Annotated in this window: 18 protein-coding genes; 11 read left to right on the forward strand and 7 right to left on the reverse strand. The window is 69.2% G+C overall.

What is annotated here, in order from left to right:
- Positions 1 to 8: 8 nt before the first annotated feature.
- The 4 genes from EGT29_RS11935 to EGT29_RS11950 all read left to right on the forward strand — a co-directional run bounded on the left by EGT29_RS11935 (position 9) and on the right by EGT29_RS11950 (position 4,684).
- Entirely contained in the window at positions 9 to 2,594 is a 2,586-nt protein-coding gene (locus tag EGT29_RS11935) for a DUF802 domain-containing protein (protein ID WP_124689200.1), read from the forward strand.
- Positions 2,594 to 3,229: an OmpA family protein gene (locus EGT29_RS11940; protein WP_124689201.1), complete on the forward strand. Its 636-nt coding sequence runs from the start codon at positions 2,594 to 2,596 to the stop codon at positions 3,227 to 3,229. The genes EGT29_RS11935 and EGT29_RS11940 overlap by 1 nt, the downstream gene beginning before the upstream one ends.
- 7 nt (positions 3,230 to 3,236) lie before the next feature.
- The gene (locus EGT29_RS11945; RefSeq protein ID WP_238160380.1) at positions 3,237 to 3,824 is read left to right on the forward strand and encodes a DUF2894 domain-containing protein; all 588 of its coding nucleotides are present in this window, start codon (positions 3,237 to 3,239) and stop codon (positions 3,822 to 3,824) included.
- Between the two features lie 104 nt (positions 3,825 to 3,928).
- Positions 3,929 to 4,684 carry a YoaK family protein gene (locus EGT29_RS11950; RefSeq protein ID WP_124689203.1) on the forward strand — a complete coding sequence of 252 codons (756 nt, stop codon included), beginning with the start codon at positions 3,929 to 3,931 and terminating at the stop codon, positions 4,682 to 4,684.
- Here EGT29_RS11950 and EGT29_RS11955 read toward each other — a convergent pair.
- Positions 4,681 to 5,499, reverse strand: coding sequence for a LuxR C-terminal-related transcriptional regulator (locus EGT29_RS11955; protein ID WP_124689204.1), 819 nt, complete (start codon positions 5,497 to 5,499; stop codon positions 4,681 to 4,683). The genes EGT29_RS11950 and EGT29_RS11955 overlap by 4 nt on opposite strands.
- A 107-nt stretch (positions 5,500 to 5,606) precedes the next feature.
- On the opposite strand from EGT29_RS11955, the gene EGT29_RS11960 reads away from it, so the two are divergent.
- From EGT29_RS11960 to EGT29_RS11985, 6 genes are read left to right on the forward strand one after another with little or no spacing between them, the layout of a single operon-like run.
- Positions 5,607 to 7,313, forward strand: coding sequence for an FAD-dependent monooxygenase (locus tag EGT29_RS11960; protein WP_124689205.1), 1,707 nt, complete (start codon positions 5,607 to 5,609; stop codon positions 7,311 to 7,313).
- Positions 7,314 to 7,323: 10 nt separating this feature from the next.
- Positions 7,324 to 7,545: a hypothetical protein gene (locus tag EGT29_RS11965; RefSeq protein WP_124689206.1), complete on the forward strand. Its 222-nt coding sequence runs from the start codon at positions 7,324 to 7,326 to the stop codon at positions 7,543 to 7,545.
- Positions 7,546 to 7,577: 32 nt separating this feature from the next.
- Complete coding sequence (locus tag EGT29_RS11970) at positions 7,578 to 8,546, forward strand: tripartite tricarboxylate transporter substrate binding protein (RefSeq protein ID WP_124689207.1); 969 nt, start codon at positions 7,578 to 7,580, stop codon at positions 8,544 to 8,546.
- A 4-nt stretch (positions 8,547 to 8,550) separates the two neighbouring features.
- Positions 8,551 to 9,093, forward strand: a complete 543-nt coding sequence (locus EGT29_RS11975) for a VOC family protein (protein ID WP_124689208.1) — start codon at positions 8,551 to 8,553, stop codon at positions 9,091 to 9,093.
- Entirely contained in the window at positions 9,090 to 10,109 is a 1,020-nt protein-coding gene (locus EGT29_RS11980; RefSeq protein ID WP_124689209.1) for a fumarylacetoacetate hydrolase family protein, read from the forward strand. Before EGT29_RS11975 ends, EGT29_RS11980 begins: the two co-directional genes overlap by 4 nt.
- A 25-nt stretch (positions 10,110 to 10,134) precedes the next feature.
- Positions 10,135 to 11,115: a tripartite tricarboxylate transporter substrate binding protein gene (locus EGT29_RS11985; protein WP_161567799.1), complete on the forward strand. Its 981-nt coding sequence runs from the start codon at positions 10,135 to 10,137 to the stop codon at positions 11,113 to 11,115.
- Between the two features lie 11 nt (positions 11,116 to 11,126).
- Here the strand turns inward: EGT29_RS11985 and EGT29_RS11990 are convergent, their stop codons facing one another.
- Positions 11,127 to 12,305, reverse strand: a complete 1,179-nt coding sequence (locus tag EGT29_RS11990; RefSeq protein ID WP_124689211.1) for an ABC transporter substrate-binding protein — start codon at positions 12,303 to 12,305, stop codon at positions 11,127 to 11,129.
- A gap of 185 nt (positions 12,306 to 12,490) precedes the next feature.
- On the opposite strand from EGT29_RS11990, the gene EGT29_RS11995 reads away from it, so the two are divergent.
- The gene (locus EGT29_RS11995) at positions 12,491 to 13,396 is read left to right on the forward strand and encodes a LysR family transcriptional regulator (protein WP_124689212.1); all 906 of its coding nucleotides are present in this window, start codon (positions 12,491 to 12,493) and stop codon (positions 13,394 to 13,396) included.
- Positions 13,397 to 13,419: 23 nt separating this feature from the next.
- On the opposite strand, the gene EGT29_RS12000 is transcribed toward EGT29_RS11995, so the two are convergent.
- The 5 genes from EGT29_RS12000 to psrA form a co-directional block, all read right to left on the reverse strand.
- Positions 13,420 to 14,316 (reverse strand): fumarylacetoacetate hydrolase family protein, encoded by an 897-nt coding sequence (locus tag EGT29_RS12000; protein ID WP_124689213.1) that lies wholly within the window; start codon positions 14,314 to 14,316, stop codon positions 13,420 to 13,422.
- The gene (locus EGT29_RS12005) at positions 14,313 to 14,846 is read right to left on the reverse strand and encodes a VOC family protein (RefSeq protein WP_124689214.1); all 534 of its coding nucleotides are present in this window, start codon (positions 14,844 to 14,846) and stop codon (positions 14,313 to 14,315) included. Before EGT29_RS12005 ends, EGT29_RS12000 begins: the two co-directional genes overlap by 4 nt.
- 35 nt (positions 14,847 to 14,881) lie before the next feature.
- Complete coding sequence (locus EGT29_RS12010) at positions 14,882 to 15,910, reverse strand: CDP-6-deoxy-delta-3,4-glucoseen reductase (RefSeq protein ID WP_124689215.1); 1,029 nt, start codon at positions 15,908 to 15,910, stop codon at positions 14,882 to 14,884.
- A 115-nt stretch (positions 15,911 to 16,025) separates the two neighbouring features.
- Positions 16,026 to 16,844 (reverse strand): phosphonoacetaldehyde hydrolase, encoded by an 819-nt coding sequence (gene phnX, locus EGT29_RS12015; protein ID WP_124689216.1) that lies wholly within the window; start codon positions 16,842 to 16,844, stop codon positions 16,026 to 16,028.
- 26 nt (positions 16,845 to 16,870) lie between these two features.
- Positions 16,871 to 17,956: an iron-containing alcohol dehydrogenase PsrA gene (gene psrA, locus EGT29_RS12020; protein ID WP_124689217.1), complete on the reverse strand. Its 1,086-nt coding sequence runs from the start codon at positions 17,954 to 17,956 to the stop codon at positions 16,871 to 16,873.
- Positions 17,957 to 17,963: the final 7 nt, after the last annotated feature.

A 17,963-nucleotide genomic window follows, 5' to 3' on the forward strand; every position in this document is an offset into this window, starting at 1 on the left:
CGTCCTAGATGAGCAGATATCTTCCTTTCGTGGTTTTCTTCGTGGGTCTGGCCGTGGTGGGCTGGGTGGGCGTGGGCTATGTCGGCTCGAACCTGCTGGCGCTGGCGGTGATCCTGCTGATCGCCGCGTTCTACGTGCTGGGTGGGCTGGAACTGCGCCGTTTCCACGAGGCGACGTCGTCGCTGGCACGCGCCGCGGCGGATCTGTCGGCGCCGCCGTCCAGCCTGGGGACGTGGCTGGAGCAGGTGCATCCGTCGCTGCGCAACGCCGTGCGGCTGCGCGTCGAGGGTGAAAGGGTGGGGCTGCCGGGGCCGGCACTGACGCCGTATCTGGCCGGCCTGCTGGTGTTGCTGGGCATGCTGGGGACGTTCCTGGGCATGGTGGCGACGCTGCGGGGCACGGGGGTCGCGCTGGAAAGCGCGACCGACCTGCAGGCGATCCGCGCGTCGCTGGCGGCGCCGGTCAAGGGGCTGGGCTTCGCCTTCGGGACCTCGGTGGCGGGCGTGGCGGCGTCGGCGATGCTGGGCCTCCTGGCCTCGCTGTGCCGGCGCGAGCGCCTGCAGGCGGCGCAGGCACTGGATACGCGCATCGCGACGGTGCTGCGCCCGTATTCGCTTGCCCACCAGCGCGAGGAATCGTTCAAGCTGTTGCAGCGGCAGGCGGACCTGATGCCGGCGCTGGTCGACCGGTTGCAGGCCCTGGCCGAGTCGGTGGCCAAACACAACGAGGCCCTGGGCGAGCGCCTGGCGGCCGGGCAGGAAAGCTTCCATGGCCGGGTCGAGGCCGAGTACCGGCGCCTGGCCGGTTCGGTGGAGCAAAGCCTGAAGGAGAGCCTGGCCGACAGCGCGCGGGTGGCCGGCGCCACGATCCAGCCGGCGGTCGAGACCGCGATGGCCGGCCTGGCGCGCGAGACGGCCAGCCTGCACGAGACGGTCACGCAGGCGGTGCAGCGGCAACTGGACACGCTGTCCAGCCGCTTCGAGACCAGCACCGCCACGGTGGCCGATACCTGGAATACCGCGCTGGGCGAGCACCGGAAGACCAGCGACGCGCTGGCGGGCGACCTGCGCACGGCGCTGGACGCGTTCGCCCGGACCTTCGAGCAGCGTTCGGCCAGCCTGGTCGAAGGCGTGTCCGCCCGCCTGGAGGCGTCGGTGGACCAGGTGTCGTCGACCTGGGGAACGGCGCTGGCGGCGCACCAGCAGACCAGCGAGACCGTGTCGGGCGAGCTGCGCGCCACGTTCGATGGCGTCGCGCAGGCCTTCGCGCAGCGTTCGACCGAGATGGTGGAGACCGTGGCCGCACGGCTGGAGAACGTGGCCGGACAGGTGTCGCAGGCGTGGAGCGCGGCGCTGGACGGGCACCAGCGCACCAGCGAGGCGCTGGCCGGCGACGTCCGCGCCTCGTTCGACCGGCTGGCGGAAGATTTCGAGCAGCGTTCGGCGGGGCTGGTGGACGGGATCGCCGCCCGCCTGGATGCCACGGCGGGGACAGTGTCCGGCGCATGGAGCACGGCGCTGGACGAGCACCGGCGCACGGGCGAGGCGCTGGCCGGCGACATGCGGGCGTCGTTCGACCGTTTCGCCGAAACGTTCGGGCAGGGGGCGGCCAGCCTGGTGGAACGGGTGGCCGGCCAGTTGGAGGCCGCCGTCCAGAACGTATCGGGCGCCTGGAACGAGGCGCTTGCGCGGCATGGACAGGCCAGCGAGCAGTTGTCCGGCGACACGCGTCAGGCGCTGGCCGAGGCCGCGGCCACCTTCGAGCGCCATGCGGCCTCGCTGCTGGACACGGTGGGACAGGCCCATGGCGAACTGCGGTCCGAGCTGGCCTCGCGCGACGAGGCGCGGCAGGCGGCCTGGACCGGCGCCCTGGAAACCCTGGCCGGCTCGCTCAGCCAGGAATGGCGCGAGGCCGGCGCGCAGATCGCGGGCCGGCAACAGGAGGTCTGCGAGACGCTGGCGCGCACGGCCGACGAGATCTCGTCCGAGTCCCAGGCCCATGCCCGCGCCACCATCGCCGAGATCGAGCGGCTGGTGCAGGCGGCCTCGGAAGCCCCGCTGGCGGCGGCCCGGATCATCGGCGAATTGCGGCAGCAGTTGTCGGACGGCATGACGCGCGACAACGCGATGCTGGAAGAGCGCGAGCGGTTGCTGCAAACGGTGGGCAGCCTGCTGGACACCGTCAACCACGCCAGCACCGAACAGCGCGAGGCGGTCGATGCGCTGGTGGCGGCGTCGGCCGACATGCTGGACCGGGTGGGCACGCGCTTCACCGAGCAGGTCGGCGCCGAGACCGGCAAACTGGAGTCGGTGGCCGCGCAGGTGACCGGCAGCGCCGTCGAGGTGGCCAGCCTGGGCGAGGCGCTGGGGCAGGCGGTCAAGCTGTTCGGCGAATCCAGCGACAAACTGATGGAGCAACTGCGCGGCATCGAGGGCGCCCTGGACAAGGCCGTCGCGCGTAGCGACGAGCAGCTTGCCTACTACGTCGCGCAGGCCAAGGACGTCATCGACCTGAGCATGATGTCGCAGAAACAGATCGTCGAGGAGCTGCGGCAGCTCGACGTGCAACGGGCGCCGGCGGGCGACGTGTCCTGATGGCCGACGACATCGAATCCAACGTCGAGGCGGCATCGCCCGTCTGGGCGGTCTTCGGCGACCTGATGTCGGTCATGCTGGGCGCCTTCGTGCTGCTCCTGGTGGGCGTGATCGGCACGCAGCTGGAACTCTCGACCAAGCTCGAAGAGGAAGTCCAGAGGCGGCAGGGCGAGGTGCAGCGGCGGCAGGCCCTGGAGCAGGCGCTGGCCGGGCCGCTGGCCACGGGACGGGTGACGCTGGTCGATGGCCGCATCGGCATCAGCGGCAACGTGCTGTTCGCGCTGAATTCCGATGCCTTGCAGCCGGAAGGCCGGCAGGTGCTCAAGAGCCTGGTGGGGCCGCTGGGCGCCTACCTGAAGGCTCGCGACGAGATCATCATGGTGAGCGGCTTCACCGACGACCGGCTGATACGCGAGGGCAACCGCCGCTTCGCCGACAACTGGGAGCTGTCGGCGCAGCGGGCGCTGACCGTGACGCGGGCCCTGATCGACGAGGGCATTCCATCGTCGTCGGTGTTCGCCGCCGCCTTCGGCGCCGAACAGCCCGTGGCGTCCAATGCCAACGACGAAGGCCGGTCGCGCAACCGGCGCGTGGAAATCGCGCCCATGCCCCGGTCTTCCCAGCGCCGTGAGTAGGGACACCGTGTCCGACGCGGCGACGCTGCTCGACACCTGGCGCGGGCAGGGGGTGGATCGCGTCGATCCGCTGCGTTTCCATTTCATCGAGGCGCTGGCGCGGCGGGCGTCCGGGCACGAGGGCGAGGCGCGCCGAGTCCTGGACGAGAAGCTGGCCGGCGTGCTGGACGACTATGCCCGCTGCGTGGAGCAGGCGGCGGGCGCGGGCGAAGCCGTGGCGGCGCCCGTGCCGGCAGACGGCCTGACCACGCTGGTCGATCTGCTGTCGGCGAACGGCGCCGCGCTCCAGGACGCCGCCGGCGACATGGCGGTGCTGGACTACTTCCGGGGCCTGTGGGCCGAGCTGCGCGTGGGCAGGGAACTGCGGCAGGCCCTGGAGAACGTTCCCGAGAACGCCGGGCCGCTGAACTCGCTGCATCTCGTGCACCAATCGCTGATGCTGATGCACGACCTGGCGCCGGGATACCTGCGGCATTTCCTGTCGTATGCCGATACCCTGTCCTGGATGGAGCGCATGAGCGGCGCCGATCTGCTGCTGGGCGCCGCCCCGCGCACCGAGGCGCCGAAGAAGACCGGCAAGGGCAAGGCCGACTGAGGCGGGCGCCTCCCGCAGGAGGCGGGAAAACGTCTATGCTTGGCGGGTCGTCCGGCGCGGCCCCTTGGCCCAGGCGCCGGCGCCGTTCCCGGAATGCCCGCGCCATGCCCTTGTTCTACCTACGCAGACTGACCGCCGTCGAGCGCACGCCTCAGGCCAACCGCCACCTCGCCTACATCCTGGCACTCGTCGCCGGCGCGGTGAACGCGGGCGGCTTCCTGGCGGTCCAGCAATACACCTCCCACATGTCCGGCATCCTGTCGTCCATGGCCGACCATCTGGCCCTGGGCGGCGTGGCCTTCTTCCTGCAAGGACTGGCCGCGCTGCTGTTCTTCGTGCTGGGCGCCGGGACGTCGGCGGTGCTGATCAATTTCGGCCGCCGTTCGCGGCTGGCCAGCGAGTACGCGCTGCCGCTGCTGCTGGAGGCCGGGCTGCTGCTGTGCTTCGGCCTGCTGGGGGGCAACATCGAGCAGTTCCGCTGGCTGGCGGTGCCGGCCACCGTCATGCTGCTGTGCTTCATCATGGGCTTGCAGAACGCCATCATCACCAAGATCTCGCGCGCCGAGATCCGTACCACCCACGTCACCGGCATGGTGACCGACATCGGCATCGAACTGGGCAAGCTGTTCTACTGGAACGCCTCGCGCGAGGCCGATCCCGGGCATTTCGTGAAGGCCGACCGCGCCAAGCTGCGCGTGCTGGTCATGCTGGTCGGCCTGTTCTTCGCGGGCGGCGTGGGCGGCGCGCTGTCGTTCGCCTATTTCGGCTTCGTGTCGACCGTGCCGCTGGCGGTGCTGCTGGGCCTGCTGGCGGTCATGCCGGTGGCCGAGGACCTCCAGGGCTACTGGCGGCACCACTAGGGGCGCGAGGACCCGACGCCTCGGCCCGTCACGTTCAGCGGCAGGCTGTCCAAGGCCGCCAGCAGTTCGCGCTGGGTGCGTACGCCCAGCTTGGCGAAGGCGCGGTAGCGGTAGGTCAGCACGGTGGTCAACCGCAGCCCCAGCAATTCGGCCGTCGCGCGCGAGGTCTTGCCCGCCAGCAGATGCGCCACCACCTGGCGTTCGCGGTTGGCCAGCAGAGACAACACCTTGTGATGCAGCGTATCGCCCGCCGTCGGTTCCGAGGCCGCTCGCACGTGCGCGGTAACCGCCGCCTGCAGCACCGGCGCGCAGGTGGTGATGATGTGGAAATCCTGTTCGTCGAAGGGCTTGTAGGCCAGGTTGCGGTAGAAGCTGACCGCGATGCGGCCACCGTCGGGATTGAGCAGCAGCACCGAGGTCCGTTCGCGTATGCCCGGCTGGGTATAGCAGACGTCCCGGTAGTGAGGGTTGCGGACGTCCTCGGCGTACTGGTGGCTGAGCCAGGTCTGAGGTCGCGCGGGGGCTTTCTTGCGGGCCATCCACACCATGTTCGAATCCTGCAGGTCGAAGCGGTTGCGGTAGTACTCGGCCGCCGTCACCGCCGCGACCTGGCCGTGGGCGCTGGCCGTGGAGACTGCCGCGACACGCCCGTTCGCCTCCAGAGCGAAGACGGTGCAGTGGCTGGCGGGCAGCAGTTCCTGCATGGCCGAAAGAAACGACCCGGCCAGCGACGGCGTGCCTATGCCGGCGATGGCGCGGACGGCGAAGGCGGAGGGGACGGTGTCCGAGATCGGGACGACTTTCCAGCGTTTCATGATGCGCGGGGGCTAGGGGTATTCATGTAGTAATAAATGACGACAACTCGGGCACGGCTTTACTGAAGAATACCGGCATCGTCCATCACCGAACAGCACGGCACAGCATGACAGCCAGACTCGACCGCATCGGCCCCTTCATCTACCACCGGCACGCGCCGCGCCTGCCCGTGCTGCGCGACGACGTGGACGAGCGGCGCCATCCCGTCCTGATCGCCGGCGGCGGGCCGGTGGGCCTGGCCCTGGCGCTGGGGCTGGCGCGGCAAGGTGTGCGCTCGGTGGTGGTCGAGGCCGACGACACCGTCTGCGAGGGCAGCCGCGCAGCCTGTATCTCGCGGCGCAGCCTGGAAATCCTGGCGCGCCTGGGGGCGGCGGATGCCTTCCTGCGCAAGGGACTGGCCTGGACCACGGGCCGCAGCTACTACGGCCGAAGCGAAGTCCTGTGCTTCTCGATGCCGCAGGACGACGCGCAGAAATTTCCGCCCATGGTCAACCTGGAGCAGTACTACATCGAGCAGTACCTGCTGGACGCCATCGATGCCCGCAATGTGTCGGACCCCGGTTGCGTGGAGGTGCGCTGGGCGTCGCGCGTGACGGGACTGCGGCAGGACGCGGCTGGTGTGCGGGTCGAGATCGAGAACGCGCTGGGCGCCTACGCCGCCGAGGCCGACTGGCTGGTGGCCTGTGACGGCGGCCAGAGTTTCGTGCGCGGCGAGCTGGGCCTGTCCATGGCGGGTACCGGCTACGATGGCCGCTACGTCATCATCGACATCGAACTGCCCAGCCGAGCACCCACCGAACGGCGCGCCTGGTTCGATCCGCCCTGGTGGCGCGGCTCGACCATCCTCATGCACAGGCAGCCCGACGACATCTGGCGCATCGACTATCAGGTGCGGCCGGGCGAGAATGCGGAGGACGCCCTGCGGCCGGAGCGCGTGCGCGAGTTCGTCCAGCGTCACCTGGACGCCATCGGCGAGGGACACCTGCCATGGAAACCGGTTTGGACGTCCATCTATCGCGCCGGCGCGATGACCATCGATGGCTACCGGCATGGCCGCATCCTGTTCGCCGGCAATGCCGCCCACGCAATGCCCATCTTCGGTGTGCGGGGGCTGAACTCGGGGTTCGACGACGCCGACAACCTGGCGTGGAAGCTGGCCTATGCGATCAAGGGGCAGGGCGGCCAAGCGCTGCTGGACAGCTACAGCGACGAACGGCTCGAAGCCTTCCACATCAATGCCGCCAGCGCGATGCGCAGCACCGAATTCATGTCGCCGCCGTCACGCGGCTTCGATCTGATGCGCGAGGCCTGCCTGTCGCTGGCTGAAAGGCACGAGGGCATCGCGCGCCTGATCAACCCGCGGCAGACCCATGCGATCACTTATGCGGAATCGCCGTTGTCCAGCCCGGACGAAGGCGCGGGAGAAGGGCCTGCCCCGGGCGCGCCGCTGCTGGACGTGCTGCCGGGCGACGGCCTGCCGCACCTGTCCACGACGGTGGCGGAGGAGGGCGGGAGACGATTCACCTTGCTGTTGTTCGACGAGGAGGGCGAGTCATGTGACCGCATGCGCGCGGTGTTCGACGGACAGGAACTGCCGCTGCGGGTGCTGCGCGTCTCCAGCCGTGCCGGTAAAGCCATCGGAGATACCGTGGCCGATCCGAAGCATCGCATGCGGGCCGCCTATGGGGGTGGACAGGGCGCCGCCTGGCTGTTGAGGCCCGACGGACATGTGGCGGCCCGCTGGCGGCGAGCCGAGCCGGCGGCCGTGCTTCGAGCGCTGCGGCAAGCGTGCGGGCTGCCCGCCCAAGACTGAGAGGACCTTCATGAATCTGGACGATCTGGCGCGCGATCGCGTCTACACCCGCTGTGCACAGGCGGTTTCCGAGGCTGGCGAAAACCGCGAGCCGCTGTTCCTGGCGCGGTTGGCGCTGCTGTTGTTCGAGCAGGTGGGTGACGAGTCACGCTGCCTGGCCGCCATCGACGAGGCGCTGCGGGAGTTGCCTGAACCTTCGCCGTCCGCGCCGGGCGGAGCGTGGGCCGGCTAGCCATTCATCCCTCAACGACAACGGAGACAACCATGCATAGACGCAAGTTCGGCCTGGCGGCGATGCTGCTGGCCTGGGCCCCGGCCATCCTGGCCCAGGGCGACTATCCCTCGCAGATGATCAAGTGGGTGGTGCCTTACCCCGCGGGCGGCGGCACCGACAACCTGGCGCGCACGCTGGCCGAGTCCATGCGTGCCGGCCTGGGCCAGCAGATCGTGATCGAGAACCGTCCGGGAGCCGCCACTAACGTGGGCGCGGACCTGGTGGCGCGGTCGCGGCCCGACGGCTATACCATCATGTCGGGCGACAACGCGGTGCTGGCCTTCAACGAGCATCTGTTCAGGAGCCTGCCGTTCAGCCCCGAGAAGGACTTCACCTACATCGGCGCGATCGGCAAATTTCCGCTGGTGCTGGTGGTGAACCCGGCCTTTCCCGCTCGCAACTTCAAGGAGTTCCTGGATTACGTGCGGGCCAATCCCGGCAAGGTGAACTACGCGTCGGTGGGCAACGGTTCGCCTCATCACCTGGCGATGGAAATGTTCAAGCACCGCACCAAGACCTTCATTACCCACATCCCCTATCGCGGCGCCGCGCCCGCCATGCAGGACGTGATGGCCGGGCATGTGCCGGCGATGTTCCTGGACCTGGCCTCCGGCCTGTCCATCATCCAGAGCGGCAAGGTACGGCCGCTGGCCATCGGCACGCGCAACCGTACGCCGGTGCTGCCGGACGTGCCCACCCTGGCTGAACTGGGCGTGGAGGACGTGGACGTGTTTGCCTTCCAGGGCGTGCTGGGACCAGCGGGTATGCCCGCCGACGTGGTGCGCCGCCTGAACGGCGAGTTGAACAAGGCGCTGAAGAACCCCGCGGTGATGAGCCGCTTCACCGATTTCGGGTTGGAACCGACCCCTGGCAGCCCCGAGCAGTTCCGTACGCTGGCCCGCGCCGAATCGCGCAAGTGGGGGCCCATCATCAAGGCCAATCACATTTCCCTGGATTAGAACCATGGCTGAACCAACCATACCCGACGCTCGCCCGGTCTGCGGCTTGCACCACTTCGCATGGCGCTGCCGCGACGCCGAGGCCACCCGGCACTTCTACGAGGACCTGCTCGGCTTGCCGCTGGTGCACGTGATCAAGAAGGACAACGTGCCCAGCACGGGCGAATTCTGCCCCTACGTACACATCTTCTTCCGCATGCAGGATGGCTCGCACATCGCCTTTTTCGATCTGGGCGACGACGCGGCCTCGCTGCCCAGCGCCAACACGCCGGCCTGGGTGCAGCACATCGCGCTGCGGGTGCCCGACCGGGGCAGCCTGGAGGACATGCGTGCCCGCCTGCGCAGCCATGGCGTGGAGTCCATCGGCGTTATCGACCACGACGGCTATATCGAATCCATCTACTTCTTCGACCCCAACGGCCTGCGGGTCGAGCTGACCATCGAGGTGGCCGAGCCCGCCACGGTACGAGGCTATGCCGACGCGGCGCACGGCGTGCTGGCGGAATGGAATCGGGAAAAACGCGCGCGCGTGGCGGGGCGGGCATGAAGGCCGGACGTTATCCACTGCGCTTGGCGACGCTGGCCGATGGTTCGCGCGACGGCCGGCTGGTGCTGGTCAGTCCGGACCTGCGAGGCTGCGTGCCGGCGGGCGCCGTGGCCAGGACCTTGCAGGATGCGCTGGACGATTGGGAACGGGCCGCGCCCGGGCTGGATGCGCTACGGGCGCGGCAGGACGAGGCGCACTGGGCCGGTGCCGAACCCTTCGCGCCGGATCGCTGCCTGGCGCCGCTGCCGCGCGCCTACCAGTGGGCGGATGCCTCGGTCTACCGCAACCACGCGCGGCTGATCTACCAGTGGCGCAAGGAGCCCATCCCGCCGCGCTACGAGGAAGTTCCGATGGTCTACCAGGGCGGCTCCGATGTCATGTTGTCGGCCACCGAGGACATCGTGGCGGCCGAGGCCTCGCACGACATCGACTTGGAAGCCGAGATCGCGGTGGTGACGACGGACGTCCCCATGGGCGTGGACGCCGCGCGGGCGCTGGACCACATCGCGTTGGTGGTGTTGCTGAACGACGTATCGCTGCGGGGCCTGATCCCGGGCGAAGTGGCGCGCGGTTTCGGGTTTTACCAGGGCAAGCCGGCCACGAGCTTCGCGCCGGTGGCGGTGTCGCCGGCTGTGCTGGGCGAGGCCTGGCGGGGCGCGATGGCGGATTTACGGGTGCGCGTGCGCATCAACGGCGCGCCGTTCGGCGACCTGCGGTCGGGCGAGGAGGCGGTCTTCCATTTCGGACAGATCATCGCCCATCTGGCGGCCACGCGGGCACTGGGCGCGGGCACTATCGTCGGGGCCGGCACCATCAGCAATGCCGATCCGGTCGCGGGCAGCGCCTGCATTACCGAGGCGCGCGTACGGCAGATGCTGGATGGCGTGCCGGAGACGCAATTGCACCCCTACCTGGGCGATGGCGACCGGGTGACCATAGACGCGGTCGATCATGCGGGGCGATCGGTGTTCGGCGCGATCGACCAGCGCGTGCGCATCGCGCCAGCCAGCCGCTGAGCGCGGCACATCAAAAGGAAAAAACATGGCGAGACTACTTCCGGGACGCCTGATGTTGGGCGCGGCCGTCCTGTGCTCATTTGGATGGACGGCGGTCCAGGCCCAGTCCTATCCCAACCGGCCGGTACGCATGGTGGTGCCGTTTCCCGCGGGCGGCAGCACGGACGCGACTGCGCGGTTGATTGCCGAGCCGCTGGCCCAGGCCCTGGGCCAGCCCGTGATCGTGGAGAATCGTCCGGGGGCCAACGGCAACATCGCTGCCGAGCAGGTGGCGCGTGCACCGGCCGACGGCTATACGCTGTTCTTCGCGACCTCGGCCATCCTGACGATCAATCCGGCGCTGTACCGATCGCTGAGGTTTGACCCTCGCAAGGATTTCCAGCCCGTGGCCATGGCCTGCACCAACCAGGTCGTGCTGGTTGCGAACCCGACCGTTGCCGCCAACACTCTGGAGGAAGTGATCCGCCTGGCCCGTGCCAAGCCCGGCGGTCTGACTTTCGCCTCGACGGGGAACGGCGGCATCGCCCACTTGGCGGGCGAGATGCTCAATACCCGGGCGGGGATCTCGCTGCGGCACATTCCCTACAAGGGCGCCGCGCCCGCCATGCAGGACCTGCTGGGCGGGCAGGTGGACCTGATGTTCGATGCCCTGGCGACATCGTTGCCGCAGATCGAGACCGGCCGCCTCAAGGCCATTGCCATCCCGCGGCCCACGCGCTTTGCCGGACTGCCGAAGGTGCCCACCTTTGCCGAGTCCGGCATCGACGATTTCGACGTGAGCGTGTGGAACGGTGTGGTGGCGCCAGCAGGCACGCCCATGGCCATTGTCGAGCGCCTGAACCGGGAAGTGAACCGCATCCTGGAGCGGCCGGAGGTGCGCGACAAGCTGGCCCGGCAAGGGCTGGAGCCCGCGCCGGCCACCGTGGATGCGTTTCGCGGCCGGATGGAGGCCGACCTGGCCCGATGGCCCGCCATCGTGAAGGCGGCGGGCGCGACGCTGGATTGATGCGGCGCCGGTCAGGCGCCCTCGGCCTTGAGCGCGCAGTCGCGCGCGTAGGCGTCCTCGTGGTTGGCCAGCACGTTCGGCACCAGCACCTTGAAGGCGGGCTTGCCCCCGGCGCCTTCCACCACCTGGTAGATGTGGTAGTTCTGGATGGGGTAGTTGTTGCGGTTGAACCGGAACGGGCCACGCACCGACTTGAACGGCGCGCCGCGCAGCGCGGCGGCCAGCGCCTGGCGGTCGGACACGTTGCCCGAGCGGGCGCGGACGGCGGCGTCGATCAGCATGGCGGCGTCATAGCTGAACGCGGCGTAGGACGTCGGGGTGCGCTTGTACTTCTTCTCGAAGGCCGCGACGAAGCGGCGCGACTCGTCGTTGTCGGCGCCGGGCTGCCAGGACTCGGCCACGATGGCGCCGACGCCGGCCTTGCCCATGGCGTTCACGCTGCCGGGCTCGACGGTGTGCACCGAGTACATGGGCAGCTTTTGCAGCATGCCGAACTGCTGGTACTGGCGCACGAAGCTGACGCCCTGGCTGCCCGGGAAGAAGGCGAACAGGCCTTTCGCGCCCGAGGAGCCGGTGGCGGCCAGTTCGGCCGAGAAATCGAGCTGGGTGAGCGGGGTGTAGGTTTCCTGGGCGACCTTGCCCCGGTAGAAGCGCTTCAGGCCGGTGACCTTGTCCTTGGAGCCCAGGAAGTTCGGGGCGAGGATGGCGACGGGGTCGACGCCGGTGTCCTGCAGATACTTGCCCATGGCTTCGGCGGTGGTGTCGCTTTGCCACGAGGTGATGAAGAGATTGGACTTGCACTGCGCGCCGGCGGTGGGCGAGGGGCCGGCCACCGAGCCGATGAAGGGGACGTCGGTGCCGGCGATCTTTCCCTGCAGGGCCATCAGCACGTTGGCGTAGGTCAGCCCGGTGACCACGTCCACCTTGTCGCGGTCGAGCAGCTTGGTCAGGGCCTGGACGGCGATCTCGGGCTTCATCTGGTCGTCCTCGCGGAGGACGCGCGTGGCGACGCCCCCGAGCTTGCCCTGCATCTGCTCCACGGCCAGCATGAAGCCATCGTACTGGTCCTGCCCGACGTCGGCCGACGGGCCCGACAAAGTGGCCAGGAAACCTATCTTCAGATCGGCTGCCGCCGGGCCGCAGGCGGCCGCGGCGGCCAGGCCCAGGGTCAATGCCAGAGTGCTTCGCATGCTTGTCTCCCTTGCTTGAATGTCCTGCCCGCGCGCCAGCGCGGATCGGGCATCACTGTGTTTTATAGTTACGGCGTTGGCTGGCCAGTATCCTCGCCCGCCGGCCCGTCATCCATGGGCTGGCGATGATTCCAAGCTATTAGCGGAATTGATAGTTCTTCCCAAGCCGCGACAGGAGCCGCGCCGTGAAAGACCTGAATCTGCTGTACGTGTTCGAGGCCCTGTGGCGCGACCGCTCGGTCACGCTGGCGGCCGAGAACCTGGGGGTGACCCAGGGTGCCGTCAGCAGCGCGCTCAAGCGCATGCGCGTGGAATACCGGGACAAGCTGTTCGTGCTGGCCGGCCGCCGCATGGAACCCACGGCGCTGGCGGCCGAGATCGCCCCCGCGCTGCTCGAATCGCTGAATGCGATACGCAAGACGTCGGGCATGCTGTCGTCGTTCGACGCGGCCGAGTCGAGCAGGGCCTTCACCATACGCACGCGCGACGTGGGCGAGGTGGTGGTGCTGCCCAGCCTGTTCACGCGCATCGCCCGGGCCGCGCCGGACGTCAAGCTCAACGTCGTGTTCGCCCCCATCGACGAGACCGTGCAGGGCCTGTCGACCGGGCGCATCGACGTGGCGCTGGGCTACCTGCCGGCGCTCGAACGCAACATCCACAGGAAGGTGCTGTTCAAGCAGCGCTACCTGTGCCTGATGCGGCGGGACCACCCGATCGCCCGGCAGGAGCTGACGCAGAAACGCTTCGTGGCCCAGCAGCATCTGCTGGTGGAATACGCGGGCAGCGGCCACATTCTGCTGGAACGCGCATTGAACGAGGTGGGGGCTCGCGATCGGATCCAGGTGCGCATGCAGCAATACCTGGCGGCGCCGCACCTGGTGCTGAACTCGGACCTGATCTGGACCTGCCCGGAGTCGCTGGTGGTGGAGCTGTGCAAGTATTTCCCGCTGGTGGTCAAGCCGGTGCCGCTGCCGCTGGGCCATTTCGAGGTAGCCCTGTACTGGCATGACCGTTTCCATAAGGATCCGGCCAGCCAGTGGTTCCGGGAACAGGTGGTCGACTGCATCGACGGCATCGGTTTCCGGCCCTGAGCGGCGGATCGCGGCGCCCGGCTTCATTGCACGATGGTGAAGCGGAATTCGCCGATGTGTTCGATCCATTGCCGCACCACGTCGCCCGGTTTCAGGAAGCGCTTGCGCGCGGCGCCCACGCCCGCCGGCGTGCCGGTCAGGATCAGGTCGCCCGGCCGCAGCGTCAGGCGCGAACTCAGGTGGGCGATCTGGTCGGCGATGCTGAACAGCATGCGCGACGTGTTCGAATCCTGCATCAGCTCGTCGTTCACCCACAGCTTCATGGCCAGGTCCATGGGGTCGGGCACGAAGCGCGCCGGCGTGATGGCGGGGCCGAGCGGGCAGGCGCCGTCGAAGGATTTCTGGCCTATCCAGTCCCACTTGAAGGGCGAGCCCTCGGCCACGCCGGGCCGGCCGAAATGGCCGCGCGCCGACAGGTCGTTGGCCACCACGTAGCCCGCCACGTAGTCCATCGCCTCGTCGACGGCCACGTCCTTGGCGGTCCTGCCCACGATCACGCCCAGCTCCAGTTCCCAGTCCAGCAGGGGCGCGCCGCCGGGCACGCGCACCTGGGCCTCGGGCCCGACCACTGTGGTGCCCGAAGCCTTGATGGCATGCCAGGGCGTCTGGCCCGCGCCCTTGGGGTCGATCTCCAGCGGCATGGACAGCTCGCGCTGCATTTCCTCGACGTGGTCGCGGTAGTTGGCGCCGGCGAAATAGATGGTGGGCGGGTGGGGATGCGGCGCCAGCAGGGTGGCGCCGCGAACCGGCTCGCGGCCCGGCAGGTCGCCGGCCAGCACGGCCAGCTTGCCGTCGGCGCGGGGCCAGTCGTCCAGCACGTCCTGCACGCGCGCATAGCGCGGCGAGGCGTAGATGTTGCCCTGGTGGAGCAGGCCGGTCCGGCTCTGGCCGTCGTGCAGGAAGGTCACGAGCTGGATCATGCGTCACCCTGGTTGCGGATCTTGAGTTCTTCCAGCGAGCCGATGTCGGCCGCGTCGTCCATCGAGAAGCGGTCGCCGAAGTCGAACAGGTCGTCGTGCTGGAAGCCGTTGTCGTAGCACTGCAGCTCCCACCAGTTGTGGTCCAGGTCCTCGAGGTAGAAGGAGTACACGCCGTGCATGTCCTGCACCGGCAGCACCTGGCGGATGCCGTATTTGTCCTGCAGGCGCACGGCGTCGGCGTGGGCCTGGTTCACGGCCTCGCGGCTGGGCAGGTCCAGGCCCCAGTGATTGAGCAGGTTGGCGGGGTGGACCTGGTCGCCCACTTCCACGCAGATGATGTGGAAGCGCATGGCCAGGCGCACCGCCATCGCCGGCTTGCCGTGGCGCACGCATTCCAGTCCCAGGAATTCCTCGTAGAAGCGGCGCGAGGCCTTCAGGCTGTAGCACTCCAGCGTGCCGTGGCCCAGGCAGAAGGGCTTGACCACGGAGTCGTGGGCCGGCGTATCGACCCTGCAGTTTTCGGGCAGCATGATGTCTCCTTGTTCCAAAGGCATGAGTTCGTGTGTCAGCGCTTGTCGGCGGCGGTCAGGAACGCATCGGCGAAGAATTCGTCCTGGGGCAGGCCGCAGCGCGCCACGTAGTCGCGCCGTGCCGCGTCCACCACTACCGGCGCGCCGCAGGCGTAGACCTGGTGGCCCGACATGTCGGGAAAATCCTCCATGGCGGCCAGGTGCACGAAGCCGGTGCGCCCGGTCCACGCGCAGTCCGGCGTGGGCTCGCTCAGCACCGGCACGAAGCGCACGTGCTCGTGCCGGTCGGCCCACGACTGCGCGAGATCGTGCAGGTAGAGGTCGCCGCGCCTGCGGCCGCCCCAGTACAGCGTGATGGGACGGCGGTTGCCGCGCGCCAGGGCGTGTTCGATCAGGGACTTGATGGGGGCGAAGCCCGTGCCCGAGGCCAGCATGATCATGGGCTTGTCGCCGTGCTCGCGCAGGAAGAACGAGCCCAGCGGGATCTCGAGCTTGTGGATCTCGCGCAATTTCATCGCGCCGAACACGTGGTCGGTGAAGCGACCGCCGGGCAGGTGGCGCATGTGCAGCTCGACCTGCCGGACGCCCTCGTTGTCGGGAACGTTGGCGATGGAATAGCTGCGGCGGGTGCCGTCCTGCAGCAGGATGTCCAGGTACTGGCCGGCGCGGAACAGCGTGGGCTCGTTCATGGGCAGGCCCAGCGTGACGATCATCACGTCGTCGGCGGCCCGCTCCATCTTCAGCACGCGGGCCGGCATGTATTTCGAGCGGATGGCGTCGGCCGGATCCAGTTCGTTCACCTGGACGACCAGGTCGGTCAGCGGCGTGGCCTTGCACAGCAGCGCGTAGCCCTGGCGCTTGTCGTCCTCGTCCAGGCAGCTGGGGTGGACGTCGCCGTAGTCGACCCGGCCTTCGACGATGGTGGCGCGGCAGGTGCGGCAGATGCCGGAGCGGCAGCTGTAGGGCATGAACAGCCCGTTGTCGAGACCGGCCTTCAGGACCGGGGTGCCGGGCGGACAGGCGTAGGCATGTCCGCTGGGATGCAGGGTGATGGTGTAGTCCATGTCTCTCCGCCGCGCCGGGTGCGTGGCCGCGGCGCAGTCATAGTGTCCGACGCCAGTCTAATGACGGTTGCGCCGGGGAACTATCGTTCGGAGAGAAGGCTTGCTATTAACGGTGTTATTGCCCCGCGATCTGCGCCACCACCGCCGGCAGCCCGGCCACGCTGTCGATCACGTAGTGCGCCCCCGCCGCCCGCAGCCGCTGGCCGGCCGCCTCGCGCCGCGCCGCCACGTGTTCGGGGGGAAGGGCGGACAGCTCCTCGAGGGTGAGGCCGGTCTCGTTGCCCGACAGCGTCAGCCCCACGCACCACATGCCCGCGTTGCGGCCTTCCTCGATGCCGGGGATCGTGTCGTCCACCTTGATGCAGGCGCGCACGTCGCCGATGCCCAGCGCCAGCACGTTGGCCAGCGCCATGTAGGGGCCGGGCCGCCCGCCCGCGCGCAGTTCGTCGCCGGCGACCACGTGGTCGGCCGCGATGCCGTGGCCGGCGGCAATCGGCAGCAGCACGTCCAGGACCTCGCGCGGATAGCCGGAGCAGGAGCCGATGCGGATGCCCTGCCGGCGCAGCCATGCCAGGGTTTCCCCGGCGCCCGGGATGGGGGCCGAATAGTCGCCCACCTTCTCGATCTGCATGGGCATGAAGCGCCGGTAGATGGCGTCGACGTCGGGCTCGCCCGGCGGCTGGCCGAAGCGTTCCAGCCATTGCGCGCGGATGGCGGGATGGTCGAGCAGGGTGCGGATGTGGTCGCGCTTGGACAGGCCCATGGGGCCGCGCGCCTGGTCCAGGCCGACCTCGATGCCGAAGGAGGCGAAGGCGTCGACGAAGATCTGCGTCGGGGCCAGGGAACCGAAATCCACCAGGGTGCCGGCCCAGTCGAAGATGACGGCCTGGACGGCGTGGGGGGCGGGAAGGTCGGGGGGAAGGGGGAGGGACATGGTGGGGGTCGATGAAGGAAGGGAAGTCATGCGGCGGCGATGAAGTTGCGGCCGCGCGGGCCGCGCAGGGCATGGTCGATGCGAAGCTGCCAGTCGGCGTCCGCGATGCCGTAGCTGGCGGGGTCGGTGTTCACGCCGGCGGCCTGGAGAAAATCCGTCAGGCGGGCGACGGCGCCGTCGCGGTTGGCGGCGTCGAAGATGGCCAGCATCTGCGCATCGACCTCGGGGTCGCGTCCCCAGGCCAGCTCCAGGATGCGCGGCAGGCTGAACGAGCAGGCGATGCCGTGCGGCACGCCGTGTTCCAGCGTGATGTCGTAGGACAGCGAATGAGCCAGGGCGGTGCGGGTATTGGAGAAGGCCAGGCCGGCCTGGAGCGCCGCGGTGGCGAGCCGCTCGCGCAGGTCGAGGTCGCCCGGGGCGTCCAGCAGCCGGGGCAGGGTGCGGACGATGCTGCGCGCGGCGGTCACGGCCAGCGCGGCCGAGACCGGGTTGCGATGGACGTTCCACAGGGATTCCAGCGCGTGGGACAGCGCGTCCAGGCCGCTCGCCAGGGTAGCGGCGCGTGGCAGGCTGGCCATCAGGCCGGCGTCGACCACGGCGGCCTCGGGCCAGGTGCAGGACAGGTGCAGCGACAGCTTGCGGGACCGTGCCTGGTCCCACAGGGTGGCCCAGGGCGTGACTTCGCTGCCGGTGCCGGCCGTGGTCGGGACGGCGATCAGCCGCCGGTGCCCGTGGGGCGTGCCGGGCGCGCCGGTCTCCAGCCAGTGCAGGAGTTCGCCGAACGTGCCCGAGGGCGTGCGCACCGCCATGGCCTTGCCGCAGTCGATGGCGCTGCCGCCGCCCAGCGCGATCACGCATTCGACCTCGGGGTGGTCGCGCCAGAGGCGCTCATACAAGGGGCCGAGCCAGGCGATGTCGGGGTTGGGCAGGACATCGGTCTCGACGGCCGCCAGGCGCTGCCCCAGCAGGGTGCGCAGGCGGTCGACCAGGCCCAGCGGGCCGGCCTCGGGAAACGCGACCAGGATGGCGCGGCGCGCGCCCAGCAGGCGCGGCAACTGGTCCAGCGCGCCGCGGCCGACGTGCGCGGCGACGGGATTGGTATAGGTCCACATGGGTCGG

Origin of the sequence: Pigmentiphaga sp. H8 (assembly GCF_003854895.1) — a bacterium.
Classification (GTDB): Bacteria; Pseudomonadota; Gammaproteobacteria; order Burkholderiales; family Burkholderiaceae_B; genus Pigmentiphaga.